Source organism: Amycolatopsis sp. NPDC004079 (genome assembly GCF_040610415.1).
In the GTDB taxonomy this organism is placed as follows: Bacteria; Actinomycetota; Actinomycetes; order Mycobacteriales; family Pseudonocardiaceae; genus Amycolatopsis; species Amycolatopsis halotolerans.
Genome location: NZ_JBEXMH010000042.1, coordinates 21,863 through 38,284 on the forward strand (window position 1 = coordinate 21,863; position 16,422 = coordinate 38,284).

Sequence of the window (16,422 nt, forward strand, 5' to 3'; positions counted from 1 at the left end):
CCGGCGGGGATTCCCCTGATCACTTCTGGAAAGGGACCGGCATGGCACTCGACCTGAATCCGGCGAACGGACCTGTATCCCGCGGGCGGATCATCGCGGTCTGCGCGCTGATCATTCTGCTCTCCGAAATAGCCACGTTCGAAATCCTCATGGTGTATCCGGCGCTGCCCGGGATGGCCGCGCATTTCCGGACCCTCGACGTGGCGCAGGCGGCCTCGGTGGTGACGCTCGCCGGCGCGGTCGTGCTGCCGCTCGCGGGCAAGGCCGCCGACCGCTACGGCAAGAAGCGGATCATCCTGGTGATGGGCGCGATCTTCCTGCTCGGCAGCGTCGTGTGCGCGACCACCGACGTGTTCGCGCTGCTCCTGATCGGCCGCCTGCTGCAGGGCAGCCTCGTCGGCATCGTGAACATTTCCTACGCGCTCGTCCGCGACGTCATCCCGCGCTCCTACGTGCCGGTCGCGCTCGGTTCGGTGGTCACCGGAATCGGCATGGGCGCGGTCGCGGGACCGTTTCTCGCCGGGTGGCTGATCGACAATTTCGGCTTCCGCAGCGTGTTCTGGTTCATGGCGATCTACGTCGGCGTCCTGCTGCCGCTGCACGCGTGGCTGGTGCCGGAAAGCAAGGTGCGGGTCAAATCGTCGTTCGACATTCTCGGCGCCATTCTGCTCGGCGCCAGCCTCGGCATTCTGCTCGTCGCGGTCGGCAAGGGCGGCACGTGGGGCTGGGGTTCGACGACCACGGTCGGCGCTTTCAGCATCGGCGTGCTGTTGCTGGCCGCGTTCGTGCTGCGCGAGCTGAAGGCCCGGGAACCGCTGATCGACCTGCGGGTGCTGGTCGGCCGCAAGTTCCTGCCGACGGTGGTCGCCGTCGGGCTGGTGTCGTACATGATGAACGCGCACGGCATCCTCAGCCCGACCATGTTCGAAACCCCGCACATCCCCGGAAACACTTACGGTGCTGGGCTTTCCGCGTTGCAACTGGCACTGTGGACGTTCCCGCTCGGCGTGGTGGGCATGGTCGTCGGCCCGCTCGGCGGCTACCTGTCGAAGCGGATCGGCGCGCGGCAGGTGCTGCTCGCGTCCAGCCTGTGCTTCCTGGTCGTGATGTTCCTCGGCTCGCGGATGTTCACCGTGCAGTGGCAGGTCGCGATCACCAGCTTCGTCGCCGGGTTCGCGGTCGGATTCCTGCATTCCTCCAACGCGAACCTGCTGCAGGACGCGCTGCCCGAGCGGCTCGGCGGCGCGGGCAACTGCATCGCCGGCGTGATCGCGATGCTGGCGTCGTCGGCCGCGGTGACGGTGACCGGCGCGATCATGGCCGGGCACGTGCGGATGACGCTGCCCCAATCGCACGCGGTGATCTACGGCGACGCCGCGTTCACCCAGTCCTACCTGTGGGCGGGCGTCGTCGGCGTCTTCGGGGTGGCGATCATCCTGCTGATGAAGCACGGCCGCAAACCCGCGCAGGGCGGGATGGTCGAGGAGAACGACACGACCGCTCGGGTGAGCGTCGCGCAGGCCTGACCACCGCCATACTGCGTCGCGTGGAGACGGACGATGGTATCCGCCTTTGGACGGCGCGGACGGGCGACGGCGAACCGGTCGTCTTCTGCCACGGCGGCCCGGGGCTGTGGGACATGATGGCGGACGTCGCGGCTTCCCTTTCGGGAGCCGCGACAGTCTGTCGTTGGGACCAGCGCGGATGCGGCCGGTCGCAGCGGCGGGGACCGTATTCGGTTGCCCGGACAATGGCCGATCTCGACGCGGTCCTGGCCCACTTCGGCTGGGACCGCGTCGCGCTGCTGGGGCATTCTTGGGGCGCGCAGCTGGCCTTGCGCTACACACTGGCGCATCCGGAGCGCGTGACGAAGCTGGTCTACGTCTCCGGCACCGGGATTGACGACGACTCGACCTGGCACGCGGCTTACCAGCGCAACCTCCGCGACGCGCTCGGCGAGCACCGGGCGGGCTGGGAGGCGCTGCGGGATCGGGACCGCACCGCGGAGGAGGACCGGGAGTACTGCGTCCTGCAGTGGTCGGCCGACTTCGCCGACCGGGAGCGCGCGCTGCAGCACGCCGAAGCCATGGCTGACCCGTGGTTCGACGTGAACTTCGAGTGCAATGCGGCCCTGAACCGTGAGCGTTCGCCAGGCCTGCGTGACCAGTGCGAAACGCTGAAGGTGCCGACATTGATCGTGGACGGAACAGCGGACATCCGCCCGAGGTGGGCGGTGGACTCGCTGGAACGGGCGTTGCCGGTCGTCTCGCGCGTGCAACTGATGGCTGGTCATCTGCCGTGGGTAGAAGATCCGACCGGCTTCCACGCTGCGGTCAGCGGGTTCCTGGCAGGTATGTGAAGGGCTCCTTGAAGGAATCTGATTCCTTCAAGGAGCCCTTCACGGAACGTCGGCTATCGCGTCGGGAGAAGCTTCCGCGTCGCCTCGTGTGCGGACAGCGCCAGTTCAGCGCGCGGGAACCCGCTCCGCTTCTCCGCCGCGGCAAGATTCCCGCCAGCCACCCACACCGGCCCGTCCGCGAGATGCGCCAGCCCTTCGCGCGCGACGTCGTCCGGCTCGGCCACGTTCAGTCCCGGCAGGTCGAACGCCAGCCCGGCCCGCTCCATCGCCGGTGTCCGGGTCACGCCCAGCACCAGCTCCAGCACGTCCACGCCGCGCTCCCGCATCTCCAGCCACAGCCCCTCGGCGAACACCCGGCTGAACGCCTTCACCGCGGAATACACGCTGATCTCCGCCTGCCCGAGGTACCCGGCCAGCGAACCCACCAGCATGATCCCGCCGCGACCGCGTGCTGCCATCAGCGCGCCGAAGTGATGTGTCAACGCGAGCTGCGCGGTGATATTGAGATCAATAACCCCGCGCACCCGCGACAAATCACCGGTCACGAACTCGTGGCCGTAACTGTTCGCACCCGCGTTAAAGATCAGCAACCCGATCTCGAGCTCGTCAGTCACTTTCCGGATCGTCGAGAGCGCGTCTGGATCGAGCAGATCCACCTGCACGGTAAGCACTTCCACACCGCGCGCCCGCACCGCCGCCGCGGTTTCCGCCAATGGTTCAGGCTTGCGTGCGATCAACACCAGATTGATCCCGGCCTCGGCGAGCTGATGCGCGAACGACGCACCAACGCCTTCCGAACCACCCGCGATCACGGCCCACGGCCCGTACTTCTCGACCATGTTCATTCTCCAGCCACCGGAATTCCCCCGTCCGCGACCGCCCGGTCAATCGACTCCCGCAGCGCACCACAGCCGCGGAACAGGTCCTCCGCGCAGGCCGACCGTTCGACGCATCGCGCGGAAGCGTTGGTGTCCCACTGGATGCTGGTCTGATGCCAACTGCTCTTGCGCGCCTTCAGCCACGCCTCGCACGTTCCGCATTGGACCGGCCGCATCGGCTCGTCCAGCAGCCGGTTGTCGGCCCGGATCGCCATCAGACGGGCTCGCTCGTCCGGCGGCTGAGGTTCTCCTCGACCTCCTTGCGCCACGCGGCATTCGGCTTCGCCGTGTCCAGTTCGAACTCGAACCGCTCGGTCATCTCCGGCGTGACGTCCGCGACGTCCACATAGAACTGTTCGTACCAGCGCCGCAGCTGGTAGACTGGTCCGTCCTCTTCGCACAGCAAAGGGTTCTCGATCCGGGTCTTGTTCTTCCAGATCCGCACGTCCTGTTCGAAGCCGATCCGGATGAAATCGCCCATCTTGCGCGCGGTCGCCTCGGCCTCCGCGCCGGAAAGCTTGTCCGTGCGCTTGACGATGATCCCGTACTGCAGCTTGAACGAGTTCGCGGTGACGGGGTAATGGCAGTTGATGAGCACGGCGTCGATGTCCATGCCCTCGTAGTGATACGTCAGCTCGTCGATCATGAAAGACGGCCCGTAGTACGCGGCGACGGAGGTGTTGCCGAGCGACTTCAGCTGGCCCTCCTTGGCGGGCGGGCGCACGTCCTCCCGCGAAGACCCGCGCTGCAGCTGGGTGGCGACGTGCCCCTCGAAGATGTTCTTGAAGTACGTGGGGAAAGCGAAGTGCACGTAGAAGAAGTGCGCCATGTCCACGACGTTGTCGACGACCTCGCGGCAGTTCGTGTCGACGTGCGTTTCGTACCAGGTCCAATCGGTCCAGTCGTCGCGCGTCGCGCCCTCGATGCGCGGGATGACCACGTCCGGCGGCGGCGGATTGCCCTCCGGGTCGTTCCAGACGAACAACATCTTGTCCTGCACCAGCGTCGTCCACGCCGCGGTGCGCGCCCGCAGCGGAACCCGGCGGCTGTAGGGAATCTGCTTGCACCGGCCGTCGCCGCCCCAGCGCCAGTCGTGGAACGGGCAGGCGACCTCGTTCCCCTTGACTGTGCCCTGCGACAGATCGCCGCCCATGTGCCGGCAATACGCGTCGAGCACGTTGAGCTTGCCGTCCTCGCCGGCGAACACCACGAGCTTCTGCCCGAACGCGGTGATCGGATGCGGCTTGCCGTCGGCGAAACTCTCGGCCAGCCCGAGACAGTGCCACCCGCGGGCGAACCGCGTGGGCGCCGCGCCGGCCTCGATCACGCGGACCTCGTCCGGTGCCGGCTCCACTGTGGTCATTGTCGGATCTCCTTCCAGTGCCCCGCTTCTGCGAGTCTGAACGTAGAACGGCGGGCGGTGCGCGAGCTGGTGCTATCTCGGTGACTGAGAGTCCTTTGTGGACGATTAGTTCCAGGCGAGTTCGGCCGTGCGCAGCCGAACCATCGGGTACAGCTCCTGGGTGACCTGCCGCGCCGCGACCACGACCAGCGGCGCGACACGCTCCAGCGCGGTCTGCGCGTCGCCGACCAGAGAGATCGCGGCTTCCGGCCCTTCCGGTCCGCGGATGGCAGCGGCGACACAGGAGATGTCAGAGAAGCATTCGCCGCGTTCGAAAGCGAGACCGTTGCGATCGCGGATCCGGCCGAGCTCGCGGTGCAGCGTCACCATGTCGCAGATCGTCCGGCTGGTCTGACGGCCGAGCGTCGGCATGACGCGGTCCTCGACCTGTTCGGCGGGGAGCCATGCGAGCATCGCCTTGCCGAGCGCGGTGCACTGCGCGGGCGCGCGGCCGCCGACGCGCGACGGGACGACCGCGGCGAACCGGCCGCCGACCTTGTCGAGATACCGGACGTCAGCGCCGTCGAGGATCGCCAGATGCGCGACCATCCCGGTGCGCAACTGCAGTTCGTGCAGCACGGCCGCGGTCGCCTCGCGCAGTTCGAGATGGTTGCCGCCGGTGCCGCCGAGGTTCAGCGCGCGAGCGCCCAGCGCGTACCCGAACGACGAATGCGACAGCCACTGCAGCCGCACGAGCTGGTCGAGGATGCGGTGCGCGGTCGAACGGGGGAGATGGGTCGTGCGCGCGACCTGTTCGAGGGTGAGCCGGGTGCTCGGCGCGTCGAAGGCGTCGAGGATCAGCGTCATCCGCTCGACCATCGACGGCGGCAAGGTGCGGTTCTGCGCGACATCCGTGCCGAGGGAGTCCGTTTCGATCGCGACAACCGTCATGCTGTGCTCCTCGCGGACGAATTGAAATCATTTCTAGTTTTGAAGGTAACACGGCGGCCTCCCGGGGCGTCAACACGCGGCGGGTCACGACTGCGGCACGGCTCCCGATCAGCGGGAGAAGCCGCTCGCGCCGGCCCGGCGGCCGGTAGGCATGGCGGCATGGACATCGGCCTCGTGAGCCCCGTGGTGACCCGGCTGCCGGGGGACCCGAACGCCTGGGAGGACACCGCCGGGATCGAAGACCTGGCGCGGATCGCGGCGACCGCGGACCGGCTCGGCTTCGATCACCTGACCTGCAGCGAGCACGTCGCGGTGCCGGTCGCGGTCGCGGAGCAGCGCGGCTCGACCTACTGGGATCCGCTCGCGACCTTCGGTTTCCTCGCCGCTCGCACCAGCCGGATCCGGTTGGTCACGCAGGTGCTCGTGCTGGGATATCACCATCCGCTGGAGATCGCGAAGCGCTACGGGACGCTCGACACGGTCAGCGGCGGGCGGCTCGTGCTCGGTCTGGGCGTCGGGTCGCTGCGGGAGGAGTTCGACCTGCTGGGCGCGCCGTTCGAGCAGCGCGGCGAGCGGGCCGACGACGCGCTGCGGGCGCTGCGAGCCGCGTTGTCGCAGCGGCTGCCGGAGTATCACGGCCCGCACTACGACTTCGGCGGGATGATCGTCGAACCGCATGCCGTGCAGGCGAAAGTCCCGCTGTGGGTCGGCGGCCGAACCAAGCGCTCGCTCCGGCGGGCGGTGGAACTGGCCGACGGCTGGGTCCCGTTCGGGCTGTCGCTGGAGGAACTGCGCCGGATGCTCGGCGCCGTTGAGCTGCCGAGCGGCTTTCAGGTCGTGTTGTCGCCCGGAAGGCCGCTGGACCCGGGCACGGCCTCCTGCCGGGATCGGCTGGCCAGGGTGGTCGAGGCCGGGGCGACGACGGTCAGCGCACGGATCGCGGCGAACTCCGCCGACCACTACTGCGAGCAGCTCGAAGCGCTCGCCGAGCTAGGAAGCGAGGTCTGAAGTGGACCGGATCGCCCAGTTGGAGGCGCGGCTCGCGCGGCTGGAGGACGAACGCGAGATCAGCAGGCTGATCGCCGCGTACGGTCCGCTGGCGGATGCCGGCGCGGCCGAGGACGTCGCCGCGCTGTGGACCGAGGACGGGGTGTACGACGTCGACGAGATCTACCTCGAAGGCCGCGAACAGCTGGCCCGGATGGTCCGGTCGAGCGCCCATCAAGGCTGGATTTCCGCCGGTTGCGCGCATTTCGTCGGCCCGCCGCACGTGACCGTCGACGGCGACACGGCGATCGCGGTCTGCCACTCGCTGATGGTGGTGCATCAGGACGACCGCTTCGTCGTCCGGCGCGCCACGGCGAACCATTGGGCGCTCGCCCGCACCGAGGAGGGATGGAAGGTCACCCGGCGCACCAACCGGGTTCTCGACGGCCGGGCCGAGTCGCCCGGGCTGCTGCGGCAGGGCGCGTACGGCGAGCCGGCGTTCCTCTGAGCCGGTCCCGGTCACTGGAATCGGCCCGGCGCTGACGGCGGTGAGCAGGCACAATCACGCCGCACCGGTGCGCGAGGAGGGAGACCTTTGATGAGCCTCTCCGCTGATCCTCGGCAGGCGCTGACCGCGCCCGGCGGGCCTTGTGAGCTGCGCACGGAGACTGTGCTGGGCGTGCCGATGACGGTGTTCGCGCATCGTGCGCGGTCGCTGGGGGAGGTGCTGGCGGCTTCGGCGCGGCACGGCGATCGCGAGTACCTGGTGACTGCCGACCGCCGGATCACCTTCGCCGCGCATGCCCGCCAGGTGGCGTCGGTGGCTTGCGCGCTCCGCGAGGAGTACGGGATCGGCAAGGGCGACCGGGTCGCGATCGCGGCGGCGAACAGTCCGGAGTGGGTGGTCGCGTTCTGGGCGACGGTGTCACTGGGCGCGATCGCGGTCGGCTACAACGCGTGGTGGTCGCGGCCGGAACTGGAGTACGCGCTCGGCCACACGCGACCGTCTCTGGTGGTCGCCGACGCGAAGCGGGCCGCGCTGCTGGACGGGGTACCGGTGCTGACCGTCGAGGAGGACATACCCCGGCTAGCGCGCGGTTCGGATGGACCGCTGCCTTCCTGCGCGGTCGATGAGGACGATCCGGCGATCATCCTCTACACCAGCGGCACCACCGGGCGGCCGAAAGGCGCGGTGCACACGCACCGGAACCTGACGTCGGTGATCGAGTTCCACCGCCTGAACAGCGAAGTCGCCCGTGTGCTCGGCGACCCCACGGATCCGTCCGCGCGGCGGTACTTGCTCGGGGTGCCGCTGTTCCACATCGCCGGACTGCACAATCTGGTCGTGCCGCGGCTGGCTGATGGCAGCGCGGTGGTGTTGCACCAGGGCGGTTTCGACGCGGAGCGCGTGTTGCGGCTGGTCGAGGCTGAGCGGGTGACGAACTGGGGCGTTGTGCCGACGATGGCGCACCGTCTCCTGGAGCACGGCAATCTTGACCGGTACGACCTTACCTCGCTGACTGCTTTCACTCTCGGCGCTGCGCCTTCCTCTCCGGCATTTCAGCAACGGTTGCGCGCGGAGCTTCCGGTGGCGGAACAGGGATTAGTTGACAGCTACGGTCTGACGGAATCGTCCACAGCGATTTCTGTTGCCACGTCGGCTGATCTCGCCGCATCGCCAGGCACTGTCGGACATCCGATCGCGACGGTGGAGCTGGAGATCCGGGACGCTTTCGGCGAGTTAGTGCCCGAGGGCGGCGCGGGGGAGATCTGCGTGCGCAGCCCGTTTACGATGCTGGGCTATTGGGAAGATCCCGAAGCCACGTCCGCCGTTATCGACGACCAGCGGTGGTTGCACACCGGGGATATCGGCGTTCTTTCCGGCGGCCAGCTGCGGCTCACCGCGCGCCGGTCGGATTTGATCCTGCACGGCGGGGAGAACGTTTATCCGGCCGAGGTGGAGAACGTGCTGGCCGAACACCCGGCGGTGCGGGAATGCATCGTGCTGGGCGTGCCGCATGTCGACCTGGGCCAGGAAGTGGCCGCGGTGGTAGTGGTTTCCGTGTCGGTCGGCGAGGACGAGCTGCGGGCGTTCGCGGCGGAGCGGCTGGCGTATTTCAAGGTCCCGTCGCGGTGGCGGATCGGGACGGAACCGTTGCCGCGCAACGTGACCGGCAAGGTGGTGCGCAACCGGGTGCCGCGGCCCTGATCCCGTTGACCGGGAGCGCGTCCGCGCGCCCGGGTGCTCCGCTGGGAGGCTCGGGGCAGCCGGGACCGCATCGTATCCGGACCGGAGAAAGGGAAGCGCCATGACCCATCCCGCTCTTGCCGCAATCGACGAGCGCTCCGAGGAGATCTCGGCGCTCGGGCCGGAAAACGAGCGGCTCGGCCGGCTCGCCGACGAAGCGGCCAAGGTGCTCCGGGAAACCGGCGCGATCAAAATGCTCCAGCCCGCCGATTACGGCGGCGCGGAAGCCCATCCGCGCGAATTCGCGGAAACGGTCATGCGGCTGGCGTCGCTCGACGGGTCGACGGGCTGGGTCGCCGGGATCGTCGGCGTGCACCCGTGGGAAATGGCGCTCTGCGACCGTCGTGTGCAGGAAGAGATCTGGGGCGCTGACAACGACACCTGGATCGCTTCGCCGTACGCGCCGATGGGCGTGCTGAAACCGGTCGACGGCGGATATGTCTTCAACGGACGGTGGCAGTTCTCGTCCGGAACCGACCACTGCGACTGGATTTTCCTCGGCGGCTTCCTCGGCGACGCGGACGGCACTGTCGTGCAGCCGCCCCGGAACTACCACGTGATCCTGCCCCGCGCGGACTACGAAATCGTCGAGGACACCTGGGACGTCGTCGGCCTGCGCGGCACCGGCAGCAAGGACATCGTCGTCAAGGACGCGTTCGTTCCGGAGTACCGCGCGGTCCCGTTCAGCCGGATGACCGACGGCAGTGCGCTGCGCGAATCCGGTCGTACCAACCCGACGTACGGCGTCCCGTTCACGACGATTTTCCCGCTCGGCATCACGTCCGCGGTGATCGGCATCGCCGAGGGCGCGTTGGCCGCGCATCTGGCCTATCAGCGCACGCGCGTGCAAATCACCGGTACTCGGGTGAAAGACGACCCGTACGTGCTGTTCGCGATCAGCGCCGCCGCCGAGGAGATCAAAGCCTCGAGGATTGCCATGCTGGACAACGTTTCCCGCTTCTACGACAAGGCAGCCGCCGGTTCGCCGGTTACGCTCGCCGACCGCGCCGCGTCGCGCCGCACCCAGGTCGCCGCGGCGTGGCGAGCGGTGCGCGCGATGGACGAGGTGGTCGCCCGCAGCGGCGGCAACGGCCTGCGGATGGACAACCCGATCCAGCGATTCTGGCGCGACGGCCACATGGGCCTGGCGCACGCGATCCACGTGCCAGGCTCGGTGTTCCACGCGTCCGCGCTGACCGACCTCGACGTCGAGCCGCCACCCGGCCCGATGCTCTCCATGATCTGAACTCTCTTACCCCGCAAGGAGTTTCGCTATGACCGACATCCGAGGACTCGGATACCTCCGGGTCCAGAGCCGGGACCTGCCGCGCTGGCGCGAGCTGACCGTGGAGGCGCTCGGCTTCGCCGAAACGTCCGGCCCGGTTCCCGACGGTCTGTACCTCCGGATGGACGAACGCGAGGCACGGCTGATCGTGCTGCCCGGCGAGGACGACCGGGTGCTCGCGGTCGGCTGGGAGGTGCGCGACCAGTTCGCGCTGGCCGCGGTCGGGCGTGCGGTGGAAGCGTCCGGAACCGCGGTGAAAGTGTTGTCGGAACAGCAATGCCGCGAACGCCGCGTCGATTCGGCGATCACCTTCGACGACCCGTCCGGCACCCCGGTCGAGGTCTTCTTCGGCCCGGTCCTCGACCACGACCCGGTGCGGACGAAGTGGACGCAGCAGTTCGTGACCGGCGCGCAGGGCATGGGCCACGTGGTGCTGCCGACGACGAACTTCGCCGAGGTCGAGACGTTCTACACCGAGGTGCTGGGCTTCCTCCCGCGCGGCGCGGTCTCGATGAGCGGCGCGGCCCCCGACCAGAAACCCCGCCGGGTGCGGTTCATGGGCGTCAACGAGCGCCACCACAGCCTGGCGATCTGCCCGGCCCCGCACGGCGAACCGCCGGGCCTGGTGCACCTGATGGTCGAGGTCGATTCCCTCGACGCCGTCGGCCGCGCCCTGGACGAGGTCGGCAAGCGCGGGTTCTCGGTTTCCTCGACGCTGGGTCGGCACACGAACGACAAGATGGTGTCGTTCTACGTCCGGGCGCCTGGTGGGTGGGACCTGGAGTACGGGACCGAGGGAATGCTGGTGGACGAACGGTTCTACACCGCGGAGGAGATCACGCGGGACAGTTACTGGGGGCATGACTGGTCCGGGTCGGAGCAGTTGGCCGCGTTCACCCCGCCGAAGGGGTAGCTCGCGTCCGTGAGGGGAACCCTGAGGGAATCAGAGTCCGTCAGGGTTCCCCTCACGGACCACAAGCCCGGCACTGGCAAGAGCCGAGCCCGTCGACCCAAGCCGACGCACCCCTAGCGGTGCCTTAGGTCCTCGGCATGACCGGGGCGACCGCTCACGAGGCCTTTTCCCAGACCGAGATGTGCTGCTCGCTCTCGTGTGTGAACGGCTCGCCCGCCCAGTTCTCCCACCGCGACCGCAGCCGCAACCCCGCCAGCCGCGCCATCAGATCCAGCTCGGCGGGCCACGTGTACCGGAACGGAATCGCCCGGAACTCGCCGCGGCCGTCGGCCACCCGCGCGTGGTACGAACTCATCGACTGCGTGGAGACGTCGTAGAGATCGAATCCCCAATGCGTCGCGCTCAGATCGAACGGAACGACGGTCTGCCCCGGCGGCAGCTTCCGCAGGTCCGGCACCCCGACCTCGATCACGAAGCACCCGCCCGGCGCGAGATGCGCCGCGGCGTTGCGGAAACAGGCCACCTGCGCGTCCTGAGACGTCAGGTTGCTGATGGTGTTGTACACCAGATATGCCACCGAGAAGACCCCCGAGACCCGGGTCGTCGCGAAGTCGCCGATCGTCACTTCGATCGCGTCACCACCCGGTTTGGCGCGCAGCTGCGCGGCCATCGCCGACGACAGGTCAATCCCCGCGACCGGCACACCCCGAGCGGCGAGCGGCAACGCGATCCGGCCGGTGCCGATGCCGAGTTCCAGTGCGCGACCGTCTCCGGCGAGTTCGGCCAGGACGTCGACCGCCGGATTCACCGCTTCCGGAGCGAACATTTCGGCTGACGATTCGTCGTATCCGGCAGCGACACTTTCCCCGAAGTAGTCCTCCACGCCAGCGACGGTAACCGGCGCCGGCGTGGAGCGCAGGTCATTTTCCGGCTTGTGCCACCAGATCGTCGACGGCCCGGGCAGCGAAAGCCATCGCCGTGCCCAACGGAATTCCCGGCCCCGGGTAGTAGCCCCCGGTCATGGACGCCGCCGAATTGCCCACCGCGTAAAGACCTTCCACCGCCGACCCGTCTTCGTGCAGCACCCGAGCATCCGGGTCGGTCACCAACCCGCCCTTCGTGCCCAGGTCCGACAACACCAGCCGCGCGGCGCGGAACGGCGGCCGATCGACCGGCACCAGCACCGGATTAGCGAAATGCCGCGCGTATTCATCCTCGCCACGGCCGAAATCCGCGTCGTGCCCGGCCTCGGCAAACGAGTTGAACCGAGCAACCGTCTCCGGCAGCTCCGGTGCGTCGATCAGCTTCGCCAGCTCCGCGAGAGTGTCCGCCTCGACCCACGTGCCGGCCGCCAGGTGGTCGTCCGGCCGTCCGCCCGGCAACGCGATGGCGGGCAACCGGCCGCCCTCCCGGCTGTCGAACACGAGGTGCGAAGGGACCCGCCGTGCCGGATCCGCTGCCATCTCCCGGCCCATCTGGTCATACGGCAGCGATTCGTTCGCATACCGCCGCCCGTCGCGGTCCACGACGATGCCGCCGCGGAAGCCGAGCGTGAACGACGCGCCGCCGTCCGGCATCGCGATTCCCGGGCACCACCAGCCCTCGTCCATCAGGTCGACGGCCGCGCCGAGCTCGATCGCCGCCTCCAGGACCTGGCCGCGGTTCGTTTCCGCGGGGGCCATCGACCAGGCCGCCGAGCCCGGCACGCCGGACTGTTCCCGCAGGCCGGCGTTCCGCTCGAACCCGCCCGCGCCGATGAGCACGCCGTGAGTCGCCCCGATCCGCCGCGAGCCGACGCCGACGCTGACGCCGACCACCCGGCCGTCCTCGACCACCAGTTCGTCGACGGGGGTCCCGGTGAACACGGTGCCGTTGCCAGTCGCGTCGAAGGCCAGCAGCAGCCGTCCGATCAGCGCGCGGCCGCCGTCCAACGGCGCGTCCCGGTGCCCGCGGCCGGTGCGGTCGCGGTCCACCGGCGGACGCACCAGCTCCGCGCGTTCGCCCAGCTCGGACAACGGCAGGTCGACCGGCACGAACGAGCGTCCGCCGGGGACCCGGCCGGGCCGGTCGAAGTAGTCCGGGAACGCCCGCCACTCGAACTCGAGCGCCGGGTCCGCCTCCAGCGCGGCGACCAGCTCCGGCGCCTTCGCCAGGAACGCCTCCTGCCGCCCGGTCCGGTCCTCGCCGAGCAGCGCGCGCAGGTACTCGCGCGCGGCGGCGGTGGAATCCGCGACGCCGAACCGCTCCTGGACCTGCGTGCCCGGCAGCCAGCAGGCCGCGCCGGAGTACGCCGACGTCCCGCCGAGCAGGGCGGCGCCCTCGACCACCGCGGTGCGCAGTCCCGCTCGGGCGGCGAGGTACGCGCCGGTCAGCGCGCCCGCGCCGGACCCGACCACCACCACGTCGAACTGGTCGTCGAAAGCCATGAGTCCTCCAAGTCGTCGCGACCCGCCGAGCCAACCGCATCGCCGCCGCGCCGGGGCGCGGTCATCCCACTCACCGGTAGCGGCGGCACCCGGTGGGAGGATCGTGCGCGAGAATGGCCTGATCACGAGCGGAGGAGTCGCGGTGCCGAGAGTCGCCGAAAACCGGGCGCCGGCCACGCCGAGTTCGCCCGCGCAGCAGGAGCGCTACCGGCGGATCCTGCGAGCGGCCGCGGACCACGGCGCCGAGCACGGCCTCGACCGGATCCAGATGCTCGACGTCGCCCGCGACGCCGGCGTCGCCATCGCCACGCTCTACCGGTACTTCCCGTCGAAGACGATCCTGTTCACCGCGTTGCTGCACAGCCAGGTCGAACAGCTGGACCGCAACAGCGTCCCGGTCGAGCCCGGCCAGGAACCGGCCGAGGCGGTCGCGCGCGTGCTGGTCGACGCCGCCCGCCGCCTGCTGGAACGGCCGCGGCTCGCGCAGGCGATGCTGCAGTCGAACAACGCGACGGTCGCGGGGGAGTCGCCGAACATGGCCGCGACGGTCGAGTTCGCCGACCTGATCCTCCGCGTCGCCGGGGTGGCGGAGGCCAGAGAGCACGACCGCCGCTTGGTCCGGCTGATCGAGCAGACCTGGTACGGCGTGCTGACCTCGCAGCTGAACGGGCACATCACGGCGGAGGAGGCGGAGGCGGACACGGTGCTGGCGTGCCGGTTGCTGCTCGCCGAATTGGGCCGCTGACCGGTTTCTCCCGGTGACCGGGATGAGCCCGCCGCCCGAAGCGGAGTCCCCGTAGCGTCGCGGCCGTTCCCGGAACCCCACCTCAGGAGGCCGTCATGCCGCGCACCGTCGTCGTCACCGGAGCGAGTTCGGGGATCGGTGCGGCACTCAGCAGCCTCCTCGCCGAGCGCGGCGACCAAGTCCTCGGCGTCGATCTCGCGGGCAGCGACGTCGACGCTGACCTCTCGACCCCGCACGGCCGCACCGCCGCGGCCGAGGAGGTCGGCAAGCGCACCGGGCACGTCGACGCGGTGGTCACCTGCGCCGGAACGTCGAACCCCGGCGAAGCGATGGTCACGGTCAACTACTTCGGCAGCACCGGTTTCATCGAGGCCCTGCAGCCGTTGCTCGCGAAATCCGAAGCGCCGCGCGTGGTCTTGGTCGGCTCGATCTCCGGCACCCAGCCGAACGACCCCGCGGTGGTCGAGGCCTGTCTGCGCGGCGACGAGCAAGCCGCGCTGACCGCCGCCCGCGAGGCGATCGCGGACAACCGGGCGGTCCAGCTGTACCCGTCCTCGAAGTCCGCGATCGCGCAATGGGCGCGCCGGACGTCCGTCTCGGCGGGTTGGGCGGACGCGGGAATCGCGGTCAACGTGGTCGCCCCCGGCGTGGTCCTGACGCCGATGACCGACGAGCTTTTCGCCGACCCGAAGATGAAAGCCGTGATGGACAAGGCAGTCCCGATGCCGCTGCACGGTTACGCGGCCGCGGAGGACGTCGCGCGAGTGCTGGCGTACTTCGCCGACGCCGCGACGACGCACATCACCGGCCAGGTCGTCTACGTCGACGGCGGTGCCGAGGCGACCCTCCGCCCGGCGGCGCACTACTGATGACGACTTACGCCGAAAGCGTCCCGCTCTCGCCCGTCCCGAACGACGACGGCATCGACGCTGCCGTCGCGGCGGCCCGCCGGGTCGTCAACGCGCTCCTGCAGGCTGGCGCGAACAGCGCCGCACCGATGACGGACATAGCCCGCGATCTCAACCGGATCGCCGCCCAGCTCGAAGAGCACGCGCCGGAGCGGCAGGAGCGCTTCGTCGGCATGTGGGCCGGGCGACCGCGGCACGATCCCGTCACCGGCCCGGAAAACGCGCTCGCCCCGCCGCTGCACCTGCACGGCCTGCCAGACGGATCGGTGACCGGCACGGTGACGCTCGGCCTGCCGTATCAAGGCCCGCCCGGCTGCGTGCACGGTGGGATTTCCGCGCTGCTGCTGGATCACGCGCTCGGCGTCGCCAACAGTTGGGGGCCTGGACCGGACGGGATGACCGGCACGCTCAGCGTCCGCTACCACCGGACTACCCCGCTGTTCGAGGAGCTGACGATTCGCGCGCGGCAGCAATCCAGCGAAGGCCGCCGGATCCACACGACCGGCGAAATTCTCGCCGACGGTCAGGTCTGCGTTTCCGCGGACGGGATTTTCGTGGCGAAACACGTCGCGCGGCCAGTCGCCCAGGACGAAGGAGGCCGATGAACACGCTCGCGGGCCGGGTGGCCCTGGTGACCGGCGCCGGACAAGGCGTCGGGCAAGGAATCGCGCTGGCGCTGGCGGGGGAGGGGGCGTCGATCGCGGTCCTCGGGCGCACGCGCGGCAAGCTGGACGAGACCTGCCGCCTCCTGCGGGAGCGGGGTGCCACCGCGGAACCGTTCGAGTGCGATGTCGCGGACACCGCGTCGATTCCCGGGGTCGTCGACGAGGTCGTTTCGCGATTCGACCGGCTGGACATTCTGGTCAACAACGCCTACTCCGGCGCTTTCGGGCCGTTGCTGAAAATGAGCGACGAGGATTTCACGCGCGGTTTCTCGACAGGACCGTTTGCCGCGTTCGCTTTTATGAAAGCCGCCCATCCGCATTTGAAGGCGACGGGTGATGGTTCGATCGTCAACCTGGTCACCTCAGCGATGGTGCGCTGGGATCCCACCACCTACGGTGCTTACGCCGCGGCGAAACAGGCCTTGCGCTCGTTGTCGCGCACCGCCGCCGTGGAGTGGGCGCGCGACGGGATCCGGGTCAACGCGATCGCGCCACACGCGTTGTCGCCGAGCTTGAAATGGTGGACCGAACACAATCCCGAAGAGGCCGCCGAATTCGTCTCGACCATTCCGATGGGCCGGATCGGGGAGTGCGAGGAGGACATCGGCCGCGCCGTAGTCGCGCTGGTCGGTTCTGATCTGCGCTACCTGACCGGAGCCACCGTGCCGCTCGACGGCGGCCAAGCCTTCTTCGGCTGAGCCTTCTGAGGAGACCT

At 69.3% G+C, this 16,422-nt stretch carries 17 protein-coding genes; 11 read left to right on the top strand and 6 right to left on the bottom strand.

Annotated features, from left to right (window positions below):
• Positions 1 to 41 precede the first annotated feature (41 nt).
• Both ABZX37_RS33140 and ABZX37_RS33145 read left to right on the top strand, forming a co-directional pair.
• On the top strand, positions 42 to 1,526 hold the full coding sequence (locus tag ABZX37_RS33140; RefSeq protein WP_354746276.1) for an MFS transporter: 1,485 nt from the start codon (positions 42 to 44) through the stop codon (positions 1,524 to 1,526).
• A 20-nt stretch (positions 1,527 to 1,546) separates the two neighbouring features.
• Positions 1,547 to 2,359: an alpha/beta hydrolase gene (locus ABZX37_RS33145; RefSeq protein ID WP_354746278.1), complete on the top strand. Its 813-nt coding sequence runs from the start codon at positions 1,547 to 1,549 to the stop codon at positions 2,357 to 2,359.
• A gap of 53 nt (positions 2,360 to 2,412) precedes the next feature.
• On the opposite strand, the gene ABZX37_RS33150 is transcribed toward ABZX37_RS33145, so the two are convergent.
• The 4 genes from ABZX37_RS33150 to ABZX37_RS33165 all read right to left on the bottom strand — a co-directional run bounded on the left by ABZX37_RS33150 (position 2,413) and on the right by ABZX37_RS33165 (position 5,530).
• The gene (locus tag ABZX37_RS33150; protein WP_354746280.1) at positions 2,413 to 3,198 is read right to left on the bottom strand and encodes an SDR family NAD(P)-dependent oxidoreductase; all 786 of its coding nucleotides are present in this window, start codon (positions 3,196 to 3,198) and stop codon (positions 2,413 to 2,415) included.
• Between the two features lie 2 nt (positions 3,199 to 3,200).
• Positions 3,201 to 3,452: a ferredoxin gene (locus ABZX37_RS33155; RefSeq protein WP_354746282.1), complete on the bottom strand. Its 252-nt coding sequence runs from the start codon at positions 3,450 to 3,452 to the stop codon at positions 3,201 to 3,203.
• Positions 3,452 to 4,600 carry a Rieske 2Fe-2S domain-containing protein gene (locus ABZX37_RS33160; RefSeq protein ID WP_354746284.1) on the bottom strand — a complete coding sequence of 383 codons (1,149 nt, stop codon included), beginning with the start codon at positions 4,598 to 4,600 and terminating at the stop codon, positions 3,452 to 3,454. Before ABZX37_RS33160 ends, ABZX37_RS33155 begins: the two co-directional genes overlap by 1 nt.
• A 105-nt stretch (positions 4,601 to 4,705) precedes the next feature.
• Positions 4,706 to 5,530 (bottom strand): IclR family transcriptional regulator, encoded by an 825-nt coding sequence (locus ABZX37_RS33165; protein ID WP_354746286.1) that lies wholly within the window; start codon positions 5,528 to 5,530, stop codon positions 4,706 to 4,708.
• Between the two features lie 159 nt (positions 5,531 to 5,689).
• On the opposite strand from ABZX37_RS33165, the gene ABZX37_RS33170 reads away from it, so the two are divergent.
• The 5 genes from ABZX37_RS33170 (at position 5,690) to ABZX37_RS33190 (ending at position 10,963) form a co-directional block, all read left to right on the top strand.
• The gene (locus tag ABZX37_RS33170) at positions 5,690 to 6,538 is read left to right on the top strand and encodes an LLM class F420-dependent oxidoreductase (protein ID WP_354746288.1); all 849 of its coding nucleotides are present in this window, start codon (positions 5,690 to 5,692) and stop codon (positions 6,536 to 6,538) included.
• A gap of 1 nt (position 6,539) precedes the next feature.
• Positions 6,540 to 7,025, top strand: coding sequence for a nuclear transport factor 2 family protein (locus tag ABZX37_RS33175; protein ID WP_354746290.1), 486 nt, complete (start codon positions 6,540 to 6,542; stop codon positions 7,023 to 7,025).
• A 90-nt stretch (positions 7,026 to 7,115) separates the two neighbouring features.
• Positions 7,116 to 8,726: an AMP-binding protein gene (locus ABZX37_RS33180; RefSeq protein ID WP_354746292.1), complete on the top strand. Its 1,611-nt coding sequence runs from the start codon at positions 7,116 to 7,118 to the stop codon at positions 8,724 to 8,726.
• Positions 8,727 to 8,826: 100 nt separating this feature from the next.
• The gene (locus ABZX37_RS33185; protein WP_354746294.1) at positions 8,827 to 10,011 is read left to right on the top strand and encodes an acyl-CoA dehydrogenase family protein; all 1,185 of its coding nucleotides are present in this window, start codon (positions 8,827 to 8,829) and stop codon (positions 10,009 to 10,011) included.
• A gap of 28 nt (positions 10,012 to 10,039) precedes the next feature.
• Positions 10,040 to 10,963: a VOC family protein gene (locus ABZX37_RS33190; RefSeq protein WP_354746296.1), complete on the top strand. Its 924-nt coding sequence runs from the start codon at positions 10,040 to 10,042 to the stop codon at positions 10,961 to 10,963.
• A 154-nt stretch (positions 10,964 to 11,117) separates the two neighbouring features.
• Here ABZX37_RS33190 and ABZX37_RS33195 read toward each other — a convergent pair whose 3' ends face one another.
• Together ABZX37_RS33195 and ABZX37_RS33200 are read right to left on the bottom strand one after the other, a co-directional pair.
• Positions 11,118 to 11,846 carry a class I SAM-dependent methyltransferase gene (locus ABZX37_RS33195; RefSeq protein ID WP_354746298.1) on the bottom strand — a complete coding sequence of 243 codons (729 nt, stop codon included), beginning with the start codon at positions 11,844 to 11,846 and terminating at the stop codon, positions 11,118 to 11,120.
• 37 nt (positions 11,847 to 11,883) lie between these two features.
• Positions 11,884 to 13,389, bottom strand: coding sequence for an FAD-binding protein (locus tag ABZX37_RS33200; protein ID WP_354746300.1), 1,506 nt, complete (start codon positions 13,387 to 13,389; stop codon positions 11,884 to 11,886).
• A gap of 142 nt (positions 13,390 to 13,531) precedes the next feature.
• Between ABZX37_RS33200 and ABZX37_RS33205 the strand changes: the two genes are divergently transcribed.
• From ABZX37_RS33205 to ABZX37_RS33220, 4 genes are all read left to right on the top strand, one after another.
• Positions 13,532 to 14,134: a TetR family transcriptional regulator gene (locus tag ABZX37_RS33205; RefSeq protein WP_354746302.1), complete on the top strand. Its 603-nt coding sequence runs from the start codon at positions 13,532 to 13,534 to the stop codon at positions 14,132 to 14,134.
• 95 nt (positions 14,135 to 14,229) lie between these two features.
• Positions 14,230 to 15,003, top strand: a complete 774-nt coding sequence (locus ABZX37_RS33210) for an SDR family oxidoreductase (protein WP_354746304.1) — start codon at positions 14,230 to 14,232, stop codon at positions 15,001 to 15,003.
• On the top strand, positions 15,003 to 15,647 hold the full coding sequence (locus ABZX37_RS33215; protein WP_354746306.1) for a PaaI family thioesterase: 645 nt from the start codon (positions 15,003 to 15,005) through the stop codon (positions 15,645 to 15,647). Before ABZX37_RS33210 ends, ABZX37_RS33215 begins: the two co-directional genes overlap by 1 nt.
• On the top strand, positions 15,644 to 16,405 hold the full coding sequence (locus tag ABZX37_RS33220) for an SDR family oxidoreductase (RefSeq protein WP_354746308.1): 762 nt from the start codon (positions 15,644 to 15,646) through the stop codon (positions 16,403 to 16,405). Before ABZX37_RS33215 ends, ABZX37_RS33220 begins: the two co-directional genes overlap by 4 nt.
• Positions 16,406 to 16,422: the final 17 nt, after the last annotated feature.